This window comes from Burkholderia sp. 4NA327C6 (genome assembly GCF_005502655.1).
Classification (GTDB): domain Bacteria; phylum Pseudomonadota; class Gammaproteobacteria; order Burkholderiales; family Burkholderiaceae; genus Burkholderia; species Burkholderia contaminans.
Map to the genome: position 1 here is coordinate 124,747 of NZ_SCNZ01000014.1, position 21,691 is coordinate 146,437.

General features: G+C 62.0%; 16 protein-coding genes. 13 read left to right on the forward strand and 3 right to left on the reverse strand.

The window, feature by feature from the left end:
* The first annotated feature begins 118 nt into the window (after positions 1 to 118).
* From FFS49_RS16695 to eutC, 4 genes are all read left to right on the forward strand, one after another.
* Positions 119 to 1,582, forward strand: coding sequence for a mechanosensitive ion channel (locus FFS49_RS16695; protein ID WP_039352195.1), 1,464 nt, complete (start codon positions 119 to 121; stop codon positions 1,580 to 1,582).
* A gap of 317 nt (positions 1,583 to 1,899) precedes the next feature.
* Positions 1,900 to 3,312 (forward strand): ethanolamine permease, encoded by a 1,413-nt coding sequence (gene eat, locus FFS49_RS16700; RefSeq protein WP_039351387.1) that lies wholly within the window; start codon positions 1,900 to 1,902, stop codon positions 3,310 to 3,312.
* Positions 3,313 to 3,402: 90 nt separating this feature from the next.
* A complete protein-coding gene (locus FFS49_RS16705; RefSeq protein ID WP_039351384.1) occupies positions 3,403 to 4,800 on the forward strand; it encodes an ethanolamine ammonia-lyase subunit EutB in 1,398 nt (465 codons plus the stop codon).
* Positions 4,797 to 5,591: an ethanolamine ammonia-lyase subunit EutC gene (eutC, locus tag FFS49_RS16710; RefSeq protein WP_046547489.1), complete on the forward strand. Its 795-nt coding sequence runs from the start codon at positions 4,797 to 4,799 to the stop codon at positions 5,589 to 5,591. The genes FFS49_RS16705 and eutC overlap by 4 nt, the downstream gene beginning before the upstream one ends.
* 317 nt (positions 5,592 to 5,908) lie before the next feature.
* On the opposite strand, the gene FFS49_RS16715 is transcribed toward eutC, so the two are convergent.
* Positions 5,909 to 6,094 (reverse strand): hypothetical protein, encoded by a 186-nt coding sequence (locus FFS49_RS16715; RefSeq protein WP_137910033.1) that lies wholly within the window; start codon positions 6,092 to 6,094, stop codon positions 5,909 to 5,911.
* 129 nt (positions 6,095 to 6,223) lie between these two features.
* Here FFS49_RS16715 and FFS49_RS16720 point away from each other — a divergent pair, with 129 nt between their 5' ends.
* From FFS49_RS16720 to FFS49_RS16750, 7 genes are all read left to right on the forward strand, one after another.
* Entirely contained in the window at positions 6,224 to 9,760 is a 3,537-nt protein-coding gene (locus tag FFS49_RS16720; RefSeq protein WP_105815469.1) for a type VI secretion system Vgr family protein, read from the forward strand.
* Positions 9,761 to 9,782: 22 nt separating this feature from the next.
* Positions 9,783 to 11,180 (forward strand): hypothetical protein, encoded by a 1,398-nt coding sequence (locus tag FFS49_RS16725; protein ID WP_137910034.1) that lies wholly within the window; start codon positions 9,783 to 9,785, stop codon positions 11,178 to 11,180.
* A gap of 153 nt (positions 11,181 to 11,333) precedes the next feature.
* Positions 11,334 to 12,662: a hypothetical protein gene (locus FFS49_RS16730; RefSeq protein WP_137910035.1), complete on the forward strand. Its 1,329-nt coding sequence runs from the start codon at positions 11,334 to 11,336 to the stop codon at positions 12,660 to 12,662.
* Between the two features lie 307 nt (positions 12,663 to 12,969).
* Positions 12,970 to 14,343, forward strand: a complete 1,374-nt coding sequence (locus FFS49_RS16735; RefSeq protein WP_137910036.1) for a hypothetical protein — start codon at positions 12,970 to 12,972, stop codon at positions 14,341 to 14,343.
* The gene (locus FFS49_RS16740) at positions 14,306 to 14,632 is read left to right on the forward strand and encodes a PAAR domain-containing protein (protein ID WP_224755990.1); all 327 of its coding nucleotides are present in this window, start codon (positions 14,306 to 14,308) and stop codon (positions 14,630 to 14,632) included. Before FFS49_RS16735 ends, FFS49_RS16740 begins: the two co-directional genes overlap by 38 nt.
* A gap of 21 nt (positions 14,633 to 14,653) precedes the next feature.
* On the forward strand, positions 14,654 to 16,093 hold the full coding sequence (locus FFS49_RS16745) for a hypothetical protein (protein ID WP_105815474.1): 1,440 nt from the start codon (positions 14,654 to 14,656) through the stop codon (positions 16,091 to 16,093).
* A 3-nt stretch (positions 16,094 to 16,096) separates the two neighbouring features.
* On the forward strand, positions 16,097 to 16,540 hold the full coding sequence (locus tag FFS49_RS16750) for a hypothetical protein (RefSeq protein WP_124648838.1): 444 nt from the start codon (positions 16,097 to 16,099) through the stop codon (positions 16,538 to 16,540).
* 42 nt (positions 16,541 to 16,582) lie between these two features.
* Here the strand turns inward: FFS49_RS16750 and FFS49_RS16755 are convergent, their stop codons facing one another.
* The gene (locus FFS49_RS16755; RefSeq protein WP_039351377.1) at positions 16,583 to 17,467 is read right to left on the reverse strand and encodes a LysR family transcriptional regulator; all 885 of its coding nucleotides are present in this window, start codon (positions 17,465 to 17,467) and stop codon (positions 16,583 to 16,585) included.
* Between the two features lie 154 nt (positions 17,468 to 17,621).
* Between FFS49_RS16755 and FFS49_RS16760 the strand changes: the two genes are divergently transcribed.
* On the forward strand, positions 17,622 to 19,235 hold the full coding sequence (locus FFS49_RS16760) for an MFS transporter (RefSeq protein ID WP_105815476.1): 1,614 nt from the start codon (positions 17,622 to 17,624) through the stop codon (positions 19,233 to 19,235).
* 99 nt (positions 19,236 to 19,334) lie between these two features.
* Here the strand turns inward: FFS49_RS16760 and FFS49_RS16765 are convergent, their stop codons facing one another.
* Positions 19,335 to 19,811 carry a pyridoxamine 5'-phosphate oxidase family protein gene (locus FFS49_RS16765; protein ID WP_105815477.1) on the reverse strand — a complete coding sequence of 159 codons (477 nt, stop codon included), beginning with the start codon at positions 19,809 to 19,811 and terminating at the stop codon, positions 19,335 to 19,337.
* A 274-nt stretch (positions 19,812 to 20,085) separates the two neighbouring features.
* On the opposite strand from FFS49_RS16765, the gene FFS49_RS16770 reads away from it, so the two are divergent.
* Positions 20,086 to 21,612: an aldehyde dehydrogenase family protein gene (locus tag FFS49_RS16770; protein WP_039351370.1), complete on the forward strand. Its 1,527-nt coding sequence runs from the start codon at positions 20,086 to 20,088 to the stop codon at positions 21,610 to 21,612.
* Positions 21,613 to 21,691 lie beyond the last annotated feature (79 nt).

Here is a 21,691-nt window from a genome sequence, read left to right on the forward strand (position 1 = left end):
CGGGTGATCGCGTCATTTTTCTCGGGTAAGTTGCTCAGTCGGGGCAGCACGTTTTTCGAAGTACGCAGGTAGTTCGTCGATGTTCAATCGCAACACCACGTTTTCGGGAGAAGAAGAAATGGATGCTTCCAGCTTCATCACGTCGCTGCAGACCACGCTAGGGGGGTATCTGCCAAAGATCGCCGGCGCGATTGGCATCCTGGTGATCGGCTGGCTGATCGCCGTCGTGGTGCGGGCCGGCGCGCTGCGCCTGCTCAGCGCGCTGAAGGTCGACCAGCGGATCAACGAAAGCACCGGCCAGGGCGCCTGCGTCGAGCGCATCATCGCCGGCGGCCTGTTCTGGCTTGTGCTGCTGATCACCGCGGTCGGCATCTTCAACGTGCTCAACCTGTACGCGGTGTCCAACCCGTTCTCGCTGCTCGTCACGCACATCGTCAACTACCTGCCGAACCTGATCGGCGGCGGGGCGCTGACGCTGATCGCGTGGCTGATCGCGTCGATGCTGCGCAGCCTCGCGAACCGCGCGCTGAAGGCGAGCAAGATCGACGACAAGCTGTCCGAAGGCGCCGGCATGCGGCCGATGAGCGGCTATCTCGGCGACGTGCTGTTCTGGCTCGTGATCCTGATGTTCCTGCCGGCGATCCTCGCGTCGTTCGCGCTGTCGGGGCTGCTGTCGCCCGTGCAGGGGATGGTCGACAAGCTGCTCGCGATCGTGCCGAACGTCTTCGCGGCCGCGGTGATCGGCTTCGTCGGCTGGATCGTCGCGCGCGTGCTGCGCGGCCTCGTGACGAACCTGCTCGTCGCCGCCGGCGCCGACCGTCTCACGCAGGGCATCGACAGCCCGACACCCGTGCGCGTGTCGAGCCTGGTCGGCACGATCGTCTACGTGTTCGTGTTCGTGCCGACGCTGATCTCCGCGCTCGACGCGCTGAAGATCGATGCGATCTCGATCCCCGCGACCAACATGCTGAACCAGTTCCTCGGCGCGGTGCCGGACATCGTCGCGGCGATCGTGATCGTGCTGGTGACGTTCTACTTCGCGCGCTTCGTCGCGTCGCTCGCGCAGAAGCTGCTGGAAGCCGCGGGCGTCGACGGGCTGCCGGCCGTGCTCGGCGTCGAGCGCGTGTTTTCCGGGATCCTGCAGCCGTCGGTGCTGGTCGCGCGGCTGATCGTGTTCTTCGCGATGCTGTTCGCGTCGGTCGAAGCGGCGAACCGGCTTGGCTTCTCGCAGGTGCGCGACGTCGTCACGCTGTTCATCGAATTCGGCGGCCACGTGCTGATGGGTGGCGTGATCCTCGTGATCGGCGTGTGGCTCGCGGGCCTCGCGCGCCGCGTGATCGAGCAGGCCGACCGCGAGCACAGCGTGCTGTTCGCGCGCATCGCGCAATTCGCGATCCTGGGCCTCGTGTTCGCGATGGGGCTGCGCGCGATGGGCATCGCCAACGAGATCGTCCAGCTCGCGTTCGGCCTCGTGCTCGGCGCGATCGCGGTGGCGGTGGCGCTGTCGTTCGGTCTCGGCGGTCGCGAAGCGGCCGGCAAGCTGCTCGACCGCTGGTTCAACCAGCGCGGCGGCGGCCAGTAAGGCCACCGTCGAGTATCCGTCCGGCCGCGCGGCTTGGCCGGGCGGCGCTGCGGCAGCAGGTGTATCCAGCCGGCGAGAACGGCACGCGACGGCGTGCGCTCGCGCGGCGCCGCAGGCGGCCGGCTGTCGGCAGATGGCTGCCGCTGTGCCGCCTGTGGCGTGTCGGTTTCGTCAGCCGTTCCGCGCCTGCATTTCTGCAAGCGAAATGTCAGCCGCGATCTTTGCCGAATTTCGATAACACGTCGTTTAATGACTCTCTAGCATCGATTCTCAGTCGCGCAGGCCGGCAGGCACGGCGCCTTTGAGGAGAGAGTCCGATGAAAGCAGAGTCGAATGGCCGGCCCGCCGCCGGCGCCAAGTCGTCCGGCCAGCCCGCGCTGCAGCAGACGCTCGGGACCTGGCAACTGTGGGGCATTGCGGTCGGCCTCGTGATTTCCGGCGAGTACTTCGGCTGGAGCTACGGCTGGGCGAGCGCCGGCACGCTGGGTTTCGTCGTCACCGCGCTGTTCGTCGCGGCGATGTACACCACCTTCATTTTCAGTTTCACCGAGCTGACGACGTCGATCCCGCACGCGGGAGGCCCGTTCGCGTATGCGCGCCGTGCGTTCGGCCCGACCGGCGGCTATCTCGCCGGCGCGGCGACACTCGTCGAGTTCGTGTTCGCGCCGCCCGCGATCGCGCTCGCGATCGGCGCGTACCTGCACGTGCAGTTCCCGGGCCTCGAGCCCAAGCATGCGGCGATGGGCGCGTATCTCGTGTTCATGGCGCTGAACATCGTCGGCGTGCAGATCGCGGCGACCTTCGAGCTGGTCGTCACGCTGCTTGCGATCTTCGAGCTGCTGGTATTCATGGGCGTCGTGTCGCCGGGCTTCGCGTGGAGCAACTTCATGAAGGGCGGCTGGTCGGGCGCCGATCATTTCAGCGTGGGCGCGTTCCACGGAATGTTCGCGGCGATCCCGTTCGCGATCTGGTTCTTCCTCGCGATCGAAGGCGTCGCAATGGCCGCCGAGGAAGCGAAGAACCCGAAGCGCTCGATCCCGATCGCGTACGTGGCCGGGATCCTGACCCTCGTGGCACTGGCGATCGGCGTGATGGTGTTCGCCGGCGGCGCGGGCGACTGGACGAAGCTCGCGAACATCAACGACCCGCTGCCGCAGGCAATGAAGTACATCGTCGGCGCGAACAGCGGCTGGATGCACATGCTCGTGTGGCTGGGGCTGTTCGGGCTGGTCGCGTCGTTCCACGGGATCATCCTCGGCTATTCGCGCCAGATCTTCGCGCTGGCCCGCGAAGGCTACCTGCCGGAATGGCTCGGGAAGGTGCATCCGCGCTTCAAGACGCCCCATCGCGCGATTCTCGCGGGCGGCGTGGTCGGGATCGCGGCGATCTACAGCGACGAGCTGATCCAGTTCGGCGGGCAGACGCTCACCGCGAATATCGTGACGATGTCGGTATTCGGTGCGATCGTGATGTATATCGTGAGCATGGCGTCGCTGTTCAAGCTGCGCCGCTCGCAGCCGAACATGGCGCGGCCGTTCCGCGCGCCGCTGTACCCGATCTTCCCGGCATTCGCGATCCTGGCCGCGCTCGTCTGTCTCGGTACGATGATTTACTTCAACGGGCTGGTCGCGCTGGTGTTCCTCGGCTTCCTCGCGTTCGGCTACGCGTACTTCCTCGCGACGCGTTCGCAGCGTGCGAGTGCGCCGGGCGACGTGCTGCTGGAGGAGTGAGCAGGGTGAAGTTGAACGGCCGTTCCTGACGGCATCCGGCGCGCCCCGTCTAACGGGCGCGCCGTCGGCTTTAGGCAAGGAGATTCGCAGATGTCCTATACGGAGACGATCGGTCCGCGCACGTACCGCTTCGCGGACCTGAAGACGCTGCTCGCGAAGGCGAGCCCGCTGCGTTCCGGCGACCAGCTCGCCGGTGTCGCGGCGGCGAGCGAGGAGGAGCGCGTCGCCGCGAAGATCGCGCTCGCGGGCGTGCCGCTGAAGGCGTTCCTGAACGAAGCGGTGATCCCGTATGAAGACGACGAGGTCACGCGCCTCATCGTCGACGATCACGATGCGGCTGCCTTCGCGGAAATCTCGCACCTCACCGTCGGCGATTTCCGCAACTGGCTGCTGTCGCCGGCCGCCGACGGCGCCGCGCTCGAACGGATCGCGCCCGGCCTCACGCCCGAGATGGTCGCGGCCGTGTCGAAGCTGATGCGCAACCAGGACCTGATCGCGGCGGCGAGGAAGCGCCGCGTCGTCACGCGCTTTCGCAACACGGTCGGGTTGCCCGGCCGGATGTCGGTGCGGCTGCAGCCGAACCACCCGACCGACGACGTGAAAGGCATCGCCGCGTCGATGCTCGACGGGCTGATGTACGGCTGCGGCGACGCGATGATCGGCATCAACCCGGCCACCGACAGCCTCGCGGCGATCGTGAAGCTGCTCGCGATGATCGACGGCTTTCGCGAACGCTACGGCGTGCCGACGCAGTCGTGCGTGCTCACGCACGTGACCAACACGATCGCGGCGGTCGAGAAGGGCGCGCCGGTCGACCTCGTGTTCCAGTCGATCGCGGGCACCGAGAAGGCGAACACGAGCTTCGGGATCTCGCTCGCGCTGCTCGCCGAGGCGCGCGAGGCCGCGTTGTCGCTCAAGCGCGGCACGGTCGGCAACAACCTGATGTACTTCGAGACGGGGCAAGGCAGCGCGCTGTCGGCGAACGCGCACTTCGGCGTCGACCAGCAGACCTGCGAAGTGCGCGCGTATGCGGTGGCGCGCAAGTTCGAGCCGTTCCTCGTGAACACGGTGGTCGGCTTCATCGGGCCGGAATACCTGTACGACGGCAAGCAGATCATCCGCGCGGGGCTCGAGGATCACTTCTGCGGGAAGCTGCTCGGCGTGCCGATGGGCTGCGACATCTGCTACACGAACCACGCGGAAGCCGACCAGGACGACATGGACACGCTGCTGACGCTGCTCGGCGCGGCCGGCATCAACTTCATCATGGGGATTCCGGGCGCGGACGACGTGATGCTGAACTACCAGAGCACGTCGTTCCACGACCAGTTGTACGTGCGCGAGGTGCTCGGCCTGCGCCGCGCGCCGGAATTCGAGGAGTGGCTGGAGACGATGGAGATCGCCGACGCGCACGGCGCGTTGCGTGCGGCGACGTCGCGCGTGCCGCTGCTCGCGGGCGCGAACGACTGGATGGGGATTTCGGCATGAGCGACGCCGTCGAAAAGAACCCGTGGGCGCAGTTGAAGTCGTTCACGAATGCGCGGATCGCGCTCGGCCGCGCGGGCAACAGCCTGCCGACGGCGCCGCTGCTCGCGTTCAACCTGTCGCATGCGCAGGCGCGCGACGCGGTGCACCAGCCGCTCGACGTGGGCGCGCTGCGGCGGGAGATCGAGGCGGCCGGCCTGCTGCCGACGCTCGGTGTGCAGAGCGCCGCGCCGGACCGCGATCACTATCTGCGCCGGCCCGATCTCGGCCGCAAGCTGTCGGACGACAGCCGCGGCCTGCTTGCCGGCTACGGCGCGGCGCTCGATGATGCGCCCGACGTCGTGTTCGTGGTCGGCGACGGGCTGTCGGCGTTCGCGGCCGCCAAACAGGCGCTGCCGTTGCTGCAGGCCGTGCGGCCGCGGCTCGACGCGGACGGCTGGCGGATCGGCCCGGTGGTGGTCGCGACGCAGGCGCGCGTCGCGCTCGGCGACGAGATCGGCGAGCTGCTGCGCGCGAAGGTCGTCGCGATGCTGATCGGCGAACGGCCGGGGCTCAGCTCGCCGGACAGCCTCGGCGTGTACCTGACGTGGGCGCCGAAGGTCGGCTGCCACGATGCGTTGCGCAACTGCATCTCGAACGTGCGGCCTGAAGGGCTGCCGTACGCGGGGGCCGCGCACAAGCTGCATTACCTGATGACGCACGCGCGACGGCTCGGGCTGACGGGCGTCGGGCTGAAGGACGACAGTGATGCGTTGCTGCCGCAGGCGCAGGCGGAACGGATCGGGGCTGCTTGAATAGCCACTCGCATCGAAAGTCGATAAACACCCGCAGCTTCTGCGACAACTACCGGCTCGGCGCAACACGTCGATTGCTTGCCGCACGCGGGACGGCGGGAGCGACGCACGTGCCGCGCATCTTCATTGCTGCGCTCCGTCTCGGTCAGTCCGTCGAATAGGTTTCGCACACCAGGCAAACCACTACCTCGATCGTTGGTACGGCTTCCGGGTTCATCGGCCCTGAAAGCGCGCGATTACTGGCGCATTTGTCGCTGGTCGGCGCGCTTGAAAATTCGCATTGCGAATTTCGAATTCGTCTGATTGATTCATCTTTCTCATTCGCGCAAATTTCGTGTGGCGCAACCATCACCGATTTGGCGAGAAGGAGACCCGATGAGTGACGAGTCGAACGTACCGCCCCATCTTTCCTTCACCAGCAGCTCACTTGCTGCACGCGTGACCAAGGCCAGCAGCACCATGCGGTTGATGCCAAGGCGAAAGCGACTGTTGGATTGACGCACGATTCAATCGGATGGGTTGATTCGGTTGGCCTCATTTCATTTGTTGCGGATTTTCCGCAATGGTTTGTCCATGGATAGCGGCCGCGTTTCGATGTGATATGGCTGGCGCCCGATATAACGAGGATAAGAATGGCGGAATTCGATCGCGTGACAAATTATTTGACGGGGCGGCAATCCGCGCATCTGACGCTGATGCGGCGCAAGTCGAAGCGCGATCCGGAGACGGGCGAACTGCCTCCCATGCCCATGGTGTCGGTCGTATCGTGGGTCGTGCGCGAGGCGATCTGTGAGCCGTACAGCGTCAAGGCGGTAGTTGCCGCACCGATTGCGATTCCGAGAAAGACGGTGCTCGGGCAACTCGCGAAATTTTCGGTTCGACCCGAGGACGGACGCGCCAAGCGCGAATTTGCCGGCTTCGTGACGCAGTTCGACTCCGTATCGGAATCTCGTGATGGTTACACCTACCGTATTGTGATGCGCCAGCATCTGGCCGTCATGGACGGCCCGAGCAATTGCGCCACGTACCAGGGAATGGCCTCGTGGGAAATCATCAAGGAGATTTTGGCGCGTTACGACCTCCGCTTCTGGATACAGGTCGAATTCAATCTGCGCCGCGAGCATCCCAGGCATCCATTCCGCTTCCAGTACAACATGGGCGACTGGGACTACATCAAGCTCGAGATGGAGCAAGCGGGCCTGTACTGCTACACAAGGACCGGCGAGCACGGCGACGTGCTGGTGATCGCGGACGACGTTGACGGCTATATGCGCCCCGCAATACCTGTACTGGATCGTTCCACTGCCGGGCTGACGACCTTCGAGGAATCGATTTTTTCCTTCAAGGTCCGCTCGCGCGTCGTGCCGGAATCCTATGTGGTCGCCGACTACAACCCCGAGCAGGCGTGGGAGCGCTTCCGTGCCGAGGACCGCGCCGTATCGGACGACGAAACCATGGTCGGCAAGCCCTATGTCTGGGGCACCCATCACGACGACGCAAAAGGGGCCAAACGCGAGGCGCAGTTGCGGCATGAAGCGGCACGCGCCAGCCAGATTCGTTACTCGGTGGAGTCGACCGTGCTGGCGATCCGGCCTGGCAGCATCGTGCAGTCTGATCGGGCGCTCGAGGATGCCGGCGCGGCAATGCTCGTGACAGCGGTCGTGCATCGCGGCGCGCGGAATGCGAGCTACGTGAACAGCTTCACGACGATTCCGGCCGATCGCCCGTACCGGCGGGAAATTGACGAGCGTCGGTGGCCGAAAATTCCCGGCACGCTAGGCGCGACCATTACGTCGCCTGACAAGTACAGATTCGCCTACCTGACCGACAAAGGCGAGTACGTTGCGCGGTTTCACTGCGACTTCGGCAACTGGCCCAAGGGCGGGGAAAGCGTTCCGTTACGGCTCGCCAAGCCGTTCGCAGGCAGGAACCATACGGGCATGCACATGCCCGCGTTGGACGGCGACGAAGCGCTGATCGGCTTTCGCGAAGGCAATCCGAACAAGCCCTTTATTGCGGCCTTTATCCACAATAGCGAGCGCCCCGACCTGATTAATTCATCACGACGGCGCATGTCGCGCAACGAGATCCGAACGCAATCCGGCAACACGTTCTGGATGGACGATTGGGACAATCAGGAAGGCATCGAACTCGGTACGGAGCACTCCGGTCGCTCGCAACTCCATCTCGGCCATATGGTGGACCGCGCACTGAACCAGCGAGGCGCGGGTGCCGAACTGCGGACTTCAGGGCATGCGGTTGCGCGAGGCGGCGCAGGTGTGATGGTGACGGCCTACGACCGGCCGGGCGGCGCGGGCAAGCAGCTTGATATGGCCGAGACGATCGCGCAACTCAAGGAAATGTTGGCGCTAGCCGAATCGCTGGCGAAGTCGGCCGAGGCGTCGAAGGCATCGCCTGCGGATACCCAGGCCCAAAAGGCGATCAGCGACGGGCTGAACGAATTGAAAAGGCCGGGCGCGGTCGTGACTGCACCGGGACCGGTGGGCGTGGTCTCCGGCGACGGCGTGCAACTCGCCGCCGAGGGTTCGATCATCGGGACCGCGAAGAAAGGAGTCCACTTCAGCGCGCTCAAGAGGATCACCGCTTCTGCGGGCGGTCTGTTGTCACTGTTCGCGCGGAAGGGCATGAGCCTGGTCGCGTCGGCCGGCGAGGTCATTGTGCAGGCCCAGCGAGGCCGCATGCAGCTTGCGGCGCAGGAAGACATGACGGTCGAAACGGTCAATGGCGTTTTGCACGTGAAGTCGCCGAAGGAAATCCTGCTCAGCGTCGGCGGCTCGTATATCCGCGTGAATCCGGAAGGGATCGAGATGGGCTCGCGCGGCCGTGTGCACTTCAGGACAAGTGGCTTGAAGAAGACCGGGCCGGCTCAACTGGACCTGAGCGGCGCGGCGTTCGCGCCGGCTTTCGTGCCGTTCAAGACGGAGTGTGAGGTCTGGCGTACCAACCCGAATTTTGTACAAGCGCCGGCCTTGGCACCTGAGCCAGATCCGTCTCAGTGGGAATCGTTGGGTAACACAGGCGCTGTAGCGCAGGCATCTTCGCCAGACAGTGCGGGAAATGTCGCTCCTTCACCGTTTAGTGATTTTCTGTCTAGGATGTTTGATCGTGGTCCCTTGCATGTAAATGACCCGGATAACGCACCAAAAAACCAGACAAATCAAACTCCTGAGTTGATCAAGCTTGAAAGCCCAGCTCCATGTGACTGGAAACTAGCAAGTCTGTTAAGCGAGCGCTCAGATCAAACAGAAACTGGTCAATATTTAGGGGTATTGCAAAATCGCGCACCATGGACGGACGCGAGTGGTAAGCAATATACGGCTGGCGGGGTGCGATCTTCAAAATTCGAATTGAAGTACATAGAGAGCGAAAAGACACTTGTATGTACAGTTCGCGTGAGATTGGTCCCGGTAGACATATATCCCGTCGATTCGTCCGGGAATTTCGATAAAGCTGCCAAAGTAAAATCAATCCCCTACAGCTACGATCTTCATCGCTCAATGGAGATTGGCGACGTTCTGAACGGTCAAAAGATGGACTACCGAGAAAGAGTGGGGGAAGGATATAGCCTCGAGCACGTTATGCGGAAAATAGAAGCAGTATTCAATCGGGGTGATCATAAGTTGATACTGGATGGATGCGCGAAAGGCGGGGCGTGTGGATGTCGCGTTAAAGTGATATTCAAGACTGATATTCGGATTTCAATAAAAAACAAGCCTATTGTCGATTTTAATGAGCATGTTCTGCTTCATTTATTCCCGTACGTCAGTCGTGCAGACACGTCGGCTTGGGGGGAGCATTTGAGGTACACGACCGAGAGCGGGAAAATGGTAGATGTCCCGGAAAACAACTATGAGGCTCATGAACATGGTCATTACTTTAACTTCCCTGACGAGTATTACGATCGGGGTGGTTTCGTTCATATCTCGTACATCAAGGATAGGGAGATAGACTTTGGAAAATTGGATGCAATGATCGGAAAGATGGTTTGGCAGGGAGATTCAAAGAAGAACCTTATGGGTTTCGGTGCTGTGCAGGCGCATCAATCAAATTCGATTACTGCATTCAGTGAACCATATTATCTCGAATATGCAAGGCGTCATTTTTATGATGTGACAGGTAAGGTATGGAGAATCGGCTATGTGGTGTAAATCTATGAGTGTTGGTATATGGATGTCTCTGCTTCCGGTAATGTTCGGTGTTTATGTGGGGAAAGTTGCTGCTAATGAATTGGAGGTGAGTGTGATGAGTTTTGGAATTACTACAAATGGAGGTGGTGATTACGGCAACAATGAAATCTCTGTTTCGGAAGATGGGTGGCTGCGTGTCGCGGTAGGCGATACAGTGTCAAACGAGAAAATTTCTGGCATTGGTTTGTATGAGACCAGACTTGATAAGGAGAGTTCTGGTGTGGTTGCTGAAATAAAGCATCTTTTATGTGCGAGTGATGCGCCGACGCCGGATGAGAGATATAACGAGCTATTTAATGCGAAATGTGAAATCGATGGGAAAGTCGTTGAGCGAAGCTCAAATCTTGGAGGTCTTGGCAGAGATCGCGCAAAAAAGGTGATGCAAGGTTTTGAGAAATTAAAAAAATTTGGCCTCGATAATGGCCGGGCAATCGTAAAGCTTGATGCATCAGTTAAATTAATTGTTCGTAATGAAAAAGGGATATTGGTCACCGTTAGATTTTCAAATAATGGGGAGTATCCAATTTCCTTTGAAATTCCGGAGAAGTGGGGGAGTGGACGTAATCGAGAAATTCTTGGTGTAAATGGTTCGCTTGTAACATCTGATGATGTCACTATTGGATTTGCGCTTGCGGGGCGCTCATTGTTGAATAAGGAAAATTTCCCGAATGAAAGGGTTGCAATTGCTCCGTTTAATGCGGTTGATTTGACGGTGAAGGGCGATAGCGATGATAAGTTCCCTGCGGGCGTCTATGAAGTTAATGCTGTTGTTCACGCAAATATAAAAGTCGATGGAATTAAAAATAATTTGAATTACGTCGATTTTCATTCGGACTACAAAAATCCGGCCCGGGTCACCTTTGACCGAGACTATCCATCGACGCCTCAGGAGCGCGAGCAGTGGGAATCCACGCATCGTGTCAGCATGTCGTACAAGCCGGTGAAGCCGGGTGAAACATTTGTTGAAGATGGCCTGTATCGAGCAGTACGTCTGAATGCCGGTGGCAGTTACCGCAGCTTGCAGGTGATGCCATTCAAGGCCGGCGACATCGCTACGACCGACAGCGTGAAGATGCCGATGGAGTCCGGAGACGGCGTCCATCTCGATGGGCCGGTGCAATGGGTATGGGAAGGTAGCGCCCCGATCCCCACGAAGCCATTCTCGTCCGCCTACGTCGAGGGCACGGAGCAGTTCAGCTTGCCCGGCGCGGCGTGTCCGCGTGGCGGTCGATGGGTGGCGCGCGTGCGCGCGAATGCGGACTACTCGACGCCGGAATATCGCTATGACCTGTCCCGCATCGTGACGATGCGGCGCGGCCAGCCGATGTCGTCGATTTCGAACGACGCCGGCAACGCTGAATGGGAATGGGTGGGAGTCTGAGATACGCGAGTTCACCTGTCTCAATAAATAGGCGGTGCGGGGTTGACTATGATTAGTAATTTATGGCGCATTGCATTGGGAATCCTTGCAATCTCTCCGGTTGTTCTGATGGAGTGTGCAAACGGCGAGGCTATGAATTTGAAGGGTCAAGCAATGCAATTTAGCTACACGACGAATGGTGGTGCAGATGGGAGTGTCAATTCATATGGAAACAACGAGGTTTCAGTCTCTGGAGATGTGCTGTCTGTTCAAATTGGTGATTCGGCCGGAAATAAGAATGTTCACGGAATCGGGGCATACAAACTGAAGTTGCAGGGCGAAAATCTGGAATCCGCCAGAAAGCTTGCCGCGTTGCTGTGCTCCCCGAAAGATCCGAAAAGCGATGTGCCAATCTCCGATCTTTACAATGCGAAGTGCAGCGACGGAATGAGAGGTGGTCCGGTCAGAGAATTTAGTCGACCTGTTGCAATCAAAGTTGCCGATCTGGTGAATTCGCTCAGAAATGCAGGGATTCATGATGGACGGAAAGCTGTGAAATTCGATGCTTTGCTTGTGTCGATTGACCGTGCCAAGGCCGGATTCCTGGTTTCTGTCAGATTCGACAACACTGGCGATTATCCTATCAAGTTCAAGACGCCTGATAAATGGGATGCCGGAATTGGCAGGAATATGGATATCTTGGGCGTAAACGGCTACCGAATTGGATCACATGATTCTAAATTTGGACTCGGATTGGCGGGTAAGTCGCTTGAAAATTCGGGCGAATTTCCCGATGGCGAGGTCAGTCTTGCGCCACACAGTTCGGTAACTTTCAAGATAAAAACAACATCCGTCAGTAAGTTCGTCGCGGGTAGCTACGATCTCAATGTTGGCGTGTTTATGAACATCGAGGTTCCGGGAATCCAGTCCAGTCTGGTGCGGGTCGATTTCCATTCGGACCACAAGAATCCGACCCGCGTTACCTTTGACCGCGATTATCCCTCGACGCCGCAGGAGCGCGAGCAGTGGGAAGCGTACCAGCGGACTCGCCTGTCACATTTTCCGATCAACCCCGGTGAGACGTTCGCCGAGGACGGCCTGTATCGAGCAGTGCGTCTGAATGCCGGCGGCAGCTACCGCAGCTTGCAGGTGATGCCATTCAAGGCCGGCGACATCGCTACGACCGACAGCGTGAAGATGCCGATGGAGTCCGGAGACGGCGTCCATCTCGATGGGCCGGTGCAATGGGTATGGGAAGGTAGCGCCCCGATCCCCACGAAGCCATTCTCGTCCGCCTACGTCGAAGGCACAGAGCAGTTCAGCTTGCCCGGCGCGGCGTGTCCGCGTGGCGGCCGATGGGTGGCGCGCGTGCGCGCGAATGCGGACTACTCGACGCCGGAATATCGCTATGACTTGTCCCGCATCGTCGCGATGCGGCGCGGCCAGCCGATGCCGTCGATTTCGAACGACGCTGGCGCTGAATGGGAATGGGTGGGGGGCTGAGATACGCGAGCTCACCTGTCTCAATAAATAGGCAGTGTGGGGTTGACTATGATTAGTAATTTTTGGCGTATTGCATTGAGAATTCTTGCTTACCTCGAATACATCCGTAGGTGGTTCTCCGCTCATACCAACAATTTGTGGAGGGTCGGCTATGATGCGCCTGTCAAGGAAGCGTGAACAGATAACGAAAGACGAGCCCCAAATATGGGGGCTACTCTTGTCGGGCAGGAGTGGTTTGCAGTTTTCTAACGCAGTTCGAAAGCTGGCTCTGTTGATAATTCTTGTATGGATGGGGGATGGATTCGTTATGGCGAATGATTTCGGCAACAGTGCCATGAAGCCTGGTGCATTTTCCCTTTCGTGGTCTGGTGGCCTTGAATATGGTTCGAGAGAAATGACTTTTGATGGCGAAGGAAGGTTTTATTTTGCCAAAGGGGATACTGTCAATGACAAATCACAAACGGGTGTGGGTGTTTTCGTTCTCAGTCTGCAGAATAAAGATGCGCAGCAACTGAAAGACGTAGCTCACACTTTGTGTGACAAAGATATTCAGTCCGGCGGACCAGAAACCCATGATCCTGCCGCAACGTTTAGCGTTATCTGCCAAGACGAAGGCAAAGCCGTCCGGATATCAGGTTCATTACGCCTGATTCCAGAGCGCTTCAGGCGTCGGGTTTTTGATGCACCTCTTAGGCTATCCGAGCAGGCGCGCTCGGATGGTCAAAAGATCATCAAGTTGGATTTCGAGACGGTGAGTATCGAGCATAAGGGCGATCATTGCAACGTGTCGATTAGATTTATCAATTCCGGAAATCGATGGATCAAATTTAAAACGCCAGATCTATTGCCTGGTAATACTCGGGGTGGAGGGCTTGCCGTTGCGCCGTTTAGTGAGCTTGGGAAGATGCGGCCTCGCGATGATTGGGGATTTAATTTGGCTGGTAAAACACTGATAAATAAAAATGAATTTCCAGATGGATTTGTTGTGCTCAATCCTGGTGAAAGTAGGATTTTGAAGATCGAGGCTGTTCCGGATAATAAAATTTTAAAAGGTGTGTACGAGCTTTCCGGTGTGGCTTTTATGAAAATAGAATACGAGGGCTATGGCTGGGGGCTGTCAACGCACGTCGATTTCAGTCCGATTAAAAGCCAAATAACTTTCGACCAAGACTATCCCTCGACGCCTCAGGAGCGCGAGCAGTGGGAATCCACGCATCGTGCCAGCATGTCGTACAAGCCGGTGCAGCCGGGTGAAACATTTGTTGAAGATGGCCTGTATCGAGCAGTGCGTCTGAATGCCGGCGGCAGCTACCGCAGCTTGCAAGTGATGCCATTCAAGGCCGGCGACATCGCTACGACCGACAGCGTGAAGATGCCGATGGAGTCCGGAGACGGCGTCCATCTCGATGGGCCGGTGCAATGGGTATGGGAAGGCAGCGCCCCGATCCCCACGAAGCCATTCTCGTCCGCCTACGTCGAAGGCACGGAGCAGTTCAGCTTGCCCGGCGCGGCGTGTCCGCGTGGCGGCCGATGGGTGGCGCGCGTGCGCGCGAATGCGAACTACTCGACGCCGGAATATCGCTATGACCTGTCCCGCATCGTGACGATGCGGCGTGGCCAGCCGATGCCGTCGATTTCGAACGATGTCGGCAACGCTGAATGGGAATGGGTGGGTGTCTGAAATGCGAGAACGTGCGCTGATCTATCAGCATGACCGGACGACGGCGAACGGCGTCGTGCTTGACGGCCTCGACGACGTTGAACTCGACGATCGCAAGTTGAGCCATGTGGGCGCGCGGGTCCAATGTCCCGCGTGCAACACCATTGGCCGGATCGAGCCGGTCGGTGAGCGCTCGGACCATGAACTGAGCGACAAACAGCCCGCGCTCGAAGACGACCTTTGCCGGTGCGCGTGTCATCCATCGCCGCGGCTGATTGCATCGCAGCGCCACTCGATGATCGAAGCGTGACGCGATATTCACGGAGACGCGATGAAATTTCGCTGGGATCAACGCGTGCCGCCCGAGTGGCAGCACCCCAAACCGCCGCCTTTATGGGTCTACCTCGTCTTGTTCCTCGTGATCGAGGGCGTGTGCCTGGCCTATACGGTGATGACGTGGCCGGCGGGCAAACCGGTTGGCTCGCCGGAATTCACGCGCTCCGCGCTGGCGGTCCCGTTTACTTTTTGGCTCACGATCTGCGCCGCGCTTTATTCGTCGTTTTACGACGGCTTGGCGTTTGAGGCAGCAGTCAGGAATGCGGCGCGCTGGCATTTGCTGGTCCGATGGCAGCGACTCAGCCGTGCAGGCATAGCCGTGCTCGACAGTGTCATTCTCACGCCCGAAGCCGACCTGGCGGAACGCATGCTGAAACTGGAAGGCAGTCCACCGGAGAATCCGGGGAAGGTCATGTTGCTCGGCGGTCTCGACGCAACCCACGTCGCGTCACGCGTCAGCAGCCTGCTGGAAACCCTTCTGACGCCACTGGCGGCGCGGCTGGCTGAGGCGTCGCGCAGCAACTCATTCGAAATCGTGATGCAGTGCGACCGGCAGGAATGGTCGACGGACGTCAAGGCTGTATGGGAGCGCCTGAAGTTGCCGGGGCGGCCCCGTGTTCGATGGATCGACAACCACCGCAACGTGAACTTTGCGGAGAACTGGTTCACGGGCAAAAGCGACTCGCCGTTTGCCTCTAGCCACTATGCAGTGGACGGAACTCCGAAGTATCGCCTCGTTGTCGCATGGCATTTGAACGATGACGCCCTGGGCATTGCGCCGGCGACATCGGAAGCCGCGGTTGCGCTTCTGCTCGGTTCGCGCGCGCTCGTACAGGAAAAACCTGAGCTAAAGCGGCAGGCTTGGCTACTTCGTCAGGTCGTCGGGGAAGCCGACCAGGTCGACAGGTCGCTGGCGTTGCTGCTCAACGCGGCGCAGGCGCCACGCGAGCGTATCCGTCACTTCTGGCATAGCCGGCTCAAGGGACTCGCGCAACATGCGACGCTGAGCGCGGTCAGGGATGCCGATCTGAAGATTGAAGCGCATGCGCTTGATCCGGCGATTGGTCCGCAGGCGCCGGTCGCGCGCTGGGTCCTTCAGGCGCTGGCCGGCAAGATGGCGTTATATGGTCAGGGGGCGCAACTTGTCGCACTGCCTCACGAGGAGGGCGTCGCGCTCAATCTAGTCGTCAAGGAACTGCCGAGCGTGGACGCGCCGTGGAAGACAGACTACGAGTACAACCTGTTCCCAGCCGTCGAACTCGTCGGGTGTGTGGCGATGTGGGTATTCGGGATGCTGCTGTCCCCCGACAATGCGTGGGGCACGTTCGAAACGGTGTTCACCAGTGTCATGGTTGTCGTCGTGATCTTGTGCGGTGTCTGGCGCATCCTCGCACAGCGGGTCTATGCCGACGACGTGTGGCGCCAATACGGGTAAGCAGTGATGAAGGCATTTCGGCAATTCAGCATTCCCCGGTTCGTGGCGTTGTGGTGGCTCTCGCTGCTGGCGTGCGCCGTCTGGATGACTGTGAGTTACTGGTATGCGTCGGAAGTACTGGGTACGGCCACCCCTTTGCAATACGCGTTGATCTTTCTGGGCTTCACGGTAGGGCTGATCGCAGACGAACTGTGCGATCGATGGCGATGGCATCTCGCATGCATCCTTCATATTGAGGATGTCGTCGACGGCGTGTGTCCTGACCGGGAACACGAGATTGCGCAGGCGGCGGTGTGGCGCTGGTATGAGCATCGAGGCAAGCCGTGGTGGATCAGTTCACATCGGGAACGGCCCCATGTGCGCACAGCGGATGCGTGGCAGCGTTTTGACGCGTATGACCGTGCGATGAAGCGGCAGATACGCGCGGCCCGAAACGACGAGGTATGACGTCGCATCGGCGTTCCTGATTCCCTGGCGCCGGACTGAGCGCTACCTGAACAACCGCTCGCACAGAAAATCGACGAACACGCGCAGCTTCGGCGACAACTGCCGGCTCGACGGCCACACGATCGAGAATTGCCCCGGCGCGATCCGGTAGTCGTCGAGCACGGTGACGAGTGCGCCGTGTTCGAGCGCGTCGCGCGCGAGGAAGTCGGGCATGTAGCCGATGCCGAGCCCCGCGAGCACGGTGCCGCGCAGCGCCTCCATGTTGTTGCAGGTCAGCGCGGTGCGCAGCTTCAGCGGCGTGCCGTCGTCGGCCGCGAGCGCCCAGTCCTGCAGCTTGCCGGTGGTCGGGAAGCAGTAGCGCACGCATTCGTGCGCTTCGAGATCGCGCGGTGTGCGCGGCGTGCCGGCCTGCGCGAGATACGCGGGCGTCGCGCACAGCACGAACGCGAACGGGCCGAGCCGCCGCGACATCAGGCTCGAATCCGACAGCGGGCCGCTGCGGATCACCGCGTCGAAGCCGCCTTCGACGACATCCACCATCCGGTCGTTGAAATCGAGGTCGAGCTCGACGTCCGGGTAGCGCTGCCGGAATTCGGGCAGCACCGGCAGCAGGAACCGGTAGCCGATCACCGGCAGGCTCACGCGCAGCTTGCCGCGCGGGCGCTGTGCGGAGGCCGTCACGGTTGCTTCCGCGTCGCGGAAATCTTCGAGGATCCGCTGGCAGCGTTCGTAGAAGTGCCGGCCTTCTTCGGTGAGCGTGACGCGCCGGGTCGTGCGGTTGAACAGCCGCACGCCGAGCGACTGCTCGAGTTTCGCGATCGTCTTGCCGACCGCCGACGCCGAGATGCCGAGCGCGCGGCCGGCCGCGACGAAGCTCAATGCTTCGGCGGTGCGGACGAAGGCGACGATGCCGGTCAGGTTGTCCATCGAGTCGAAGGCGTGCGTCGATGCACGTGGCCGAGTGAATTGCGGAATTCTAGTCCGTTATATGCGGAGCTTTGCGTGGTTTTTCGCGGATTGAATCGGATTTATCTTCTGTCGCTCTGACGGCGCATCCGCGCCGGCTTTTCGAGGAGCGATGATGGATCACCCTTTTTCAGGCGCTTCGGACCTGTCGGCACGCCGGCGTGCGTGGGTGCTGGCCGCCGTCTGCATGGCCGCGGTCGCGCTGCCGCTGTCGTTTTCGGGCGGCGCGGTCGCGACGCCCGCGATCGGCCGCGACCTGCACGGCGGGACGGTCGCGATGAACTGGATCACCAATGCGTTCATGCTCGCGTTCGGCAGCTTCCTGATGGCGGCCGGCGCGCTGGCCGACCAGTTCGGCCGCAAGCGCCTGTTCGCGATCGGCGTCGGCGGCTTCACGCTGATGTCGGTCGCGCTCGCGTTCGCGCCGTCGATGCTCGCGGTCGACCTGCTGCGCGCCGCGCAAGGGCTCGCGGCGGCCGCGGCGCTCGCGGGCGGCACGGCCGCGCTCGCGCAGGAATTCGACGGTGCGGCGCGCACGCGCGCATTCAGCCTGCTCGGCACGACCTTCGGCATCGGGCTCGCGTTCGGGCCGGTGCTGGCCGGCGCGCTGATCGGGCATTACGGTTGGCGCGCGATCTTCGTGACGAGCGCGGTGGCCGGCGGGCTGTCGCTCGTATTCGGGCTGCCGCGCATGCACGAGTCGCGCGACCCGCATGCGACAGGGCTCGACTGGCCCGGCACGGCCGCGTTCACCACCGCGCTGACGCTGTTCACGTTCGGCGTGATCGAGGCGCCCGCGCGCGGCTGGTCGAGTCCGCTGGTGATCGCGCTGCTGGCGGGCGCGGCGCTCGGCGCGGGTGCGTTCGTCGCGATCGAGACGCGGGTCGCGCGGCCGATGCTCGACCTGTCGCTGTTCCGGATCACGCGCTTCGTCGGCGTGCAGGTGCTGCCGGTGTCGACCTGCTGCTGCTACATCGTGCTGCTCGTCGTGCTGCCGCTGCGCTTCATCGGCATCGACGGCTTCAGCGAGATCGACGCCGGCTGGCTGATGCTCGCGATTTCCGCGCCGATGCTGGTCGTGCCGTTCATCGCGGCGACGCTCACGCGCTGGCTGTCGGCCGGCGTGATCTCGGGGCTCGGGCTCCTGATCGCGGCAGCCGGGCTCGTGTGGCTGGGCATCGCGCTGCGCGGCGGCGCGGGGGCTGCGGCGATCGCGCCGATGGTGACGATCGGCATCGGGGCCGGCATGCCGTGGGGGCTGATGGACGGGCTGTCGGTGAGCGTCGTGCCGAAGGAACGCGCAGGGATGGCGACCGGAATTTTCAGCACGACGCGCGTGGCCGGCGAGGGGATCGCGCTCGCGATCGTTGGTGCGGTGCTGGCTGGGCTCGCGCGGACCGGCTTGACGCAGGCGGCGGGTGCTGCCGGCACGCCCGACGCGACGCTGCGTGCGGCGGCGCGTCTCGCGACCGGCGATCTCGCGGGTGCGGCGGTAGCGTTGCCGGGTGTCGGGCACGCCGCGCTGCTCGCGAGTTATACGCATGCGTTCGATCGGTTGCTGATCGGGCTGGCGGTCGTGACGGTGCTGTGTGCGGGAGTGGTGTTCGCGTTTCTCGGCGGGCGGCGGGTGGCTACCGAAACGGGCGACGATATCGACGGGCACGCGCATGCCGACGTGCCGGTGCGCAACCGGATCGAAGCCGCGTGTGCGGAGACGCACGGGCGTTGAGCGTTGCGTCATCGCGCATGGGGCGCTTCGGCCTGGACGGCCGGAGCGCCGTTTCCATTGCGTCGGCTGCATTCGCGCGCCGACGAACCGCCATGCCCGTCACACCAGCACCAGCGGCGGCAGTGCCGCGTCCGCCCGTGCCTGCGCATGCTCCACTTCAACCACCACATAGCGCCGCGCATCGGGCCACAGATGCACGCGGCTTCCCGCATCCTCGTCGATCGTCGCGCGGCCTTGCACGAGCCAGGTCGTCTGCCGCACGAAGTCGACGAACAGCAGCGCGATGGCCGGATTCACGAGCAGGTTGCCGATCGTGTTGAACAGGTTGTTGCCCGCGAAGTCGGGCAGCACGAGCGTGCGGCGGTCGGGCATGTCGACGAGCGGCTCGAACGAGCCGTCCGTGCGTGGCTGGCGGCCACGGTACGAGCAGTCGCTGTTGCCGGCCGCGTCGGCGGTCGCGACGATCAGGAATGCCCGCTCGCGGATGAACGCGATGGCGTCGTCGGTCAGGGGGGCGCGGTCGTTCATGGTGTCGGTCGGCGCACGCGCCGTTGCGTGGGAATGCGCAGGGCGCACGCAAGCGACATGCCACGCGGCCCGGCCTGCCTCCGCGCGCGGGTGCGCCTGCGCACTGTGGAGATTTCGAACACCGCCCCGGCGCGCGGCGCAGTCGCGCTGTTCAGATTCGGGACACCCGCCATGCTGCGTCGGTGAACACGGCACGGCGGGGACGCGGGCCGGCCGTGATCGCCGTGCTTGCGTCCTGTTTGGCACGCATGTTGCGTAAACGAGGGCAGCGCGATTCCAACTGGCGCTGTACTCACACAAGCACGATGAACAGGAGACATGTATGAACCCGTTTGACCTGAAACAACTGGGCCTCGACGTCGAATACCCGTACCGTCAGCAATACGACAACTACATCGGCGGCAAGTGGGTTCCGCCGACGAAAGGTGAGTACTTCGAGAACGTGTCGCCGATCAACGGCCAGCCGTTCTGCCGCGTGCCGCGCTCGGGCGCCGACGACATCGAGCTCGCGCTCGACGCCGCGCACGCCGCACGCCGCAAGTGGGGCAAGACGTCGGTGGCCGAGCGCGCGAACCTGCTGCTCGCCGCTGCCGACCGGATGGAAAAGAACCTGAAGCTGCTGGCCGTGGCCGAAACGATCGACAACGGCAAGCCGCTGCGCGAGACGATGGCGGCCGACCTGCCGCTCGCGATCGACCACTTCCGCTACTTCGCGGGCTGCATCCGCGCGCAGGAAGGCGGCATCTCCGAAATCGACGACAACACCGTCGCATACCACTTCCACGAGCCGCTCGGCGTCGTCGGCCAGATCATCCCGTGGAACTTCCCGCTGCTGATGGCCGCATGGAAGCTCGCGCCGGCGCTCGCGGCCGGCTGTTGCGTGGTGATGAAGCCGGCCGAGCAGACGCCCGCGTCGGTGCTGGTGTTGATGGAGCTGATCGGCGACCTGTTCCCGGCCGGCACGATCAACATCGTGAACGGCTTCGGCAAGGAAGCGGGCGAAGCGCTCGCGACCAGCAAGCGCATCGCGAAGATTGCGTTCACGGGTTCGACGCCGGTCGGCAAGCACATCCTGCGCGCCGCGGCCGACAACCTGATCCCGTCGACGGTCGAGCTGGGCGGCAAGAGCCCGAACATCTTCTTCGCCGACGTGCTCGACCAGGACGACGCATTCCTCGACAAGGCGCTCGAGGGGCTCGCGATGTTCGCGCTGAACCAGGGCGAAGTGTGCACGTGCCCGTCGCGGATCCTGATCCAGGAATCGATCTACGAGAAGTTCATCGAGAAGGCGGTCGCGCGGGTCGAGCGCATCAAGGCCGGCCACCCGCTCGACCTGCAGACGATGATCGGCGCGCAGGCTTCGCAGCAGCAGCTCGACAAGATCCTGTCGTACATCGACATCGGCCGCGGCGAAGGCGCGCAATGCCTGACGGGCGGCGAGCGCACGGCGCCGGCCGCCGACCTCGGCACGGGCTACTACGTGAAGCCGACGATGCTGCTCGGCAACAACAAGATGCGCGTGTTCCAGGAAGAGATCTTCGGGCCGGTCGCGTCGGTGATGACGTTCAAGGACGAGCAGGAGGCGATCGAACTCGCGAACGACACGTTCTACGGGCTCGGCGCGGGCGTGTGGACGCGCAACGGCACGCGGGCGTACCGGATGGGCCGCGAGGTCGAGGCCGGCCGCGTGTGGACCAACTGCTACCACCTGTATCCCGCGCATGCGGCGTTCGGTGGCTACAAGCAGTCGGGGATCGGCCGCGAGACGCACAAGATGGCGCTGTCGAACTATCAGCAGACGAAGTGCCTGCTGGTGAGCTACCAGGCCGAGGCGCTCGGGTTCTTCTGATCCGCGCGCGGGCGTCCTGGCCGGCCGGCGGCGCGGTATGCGCCGGCCGGCCGGGGCGCAGGCTTGCGCGGCGAAGCTT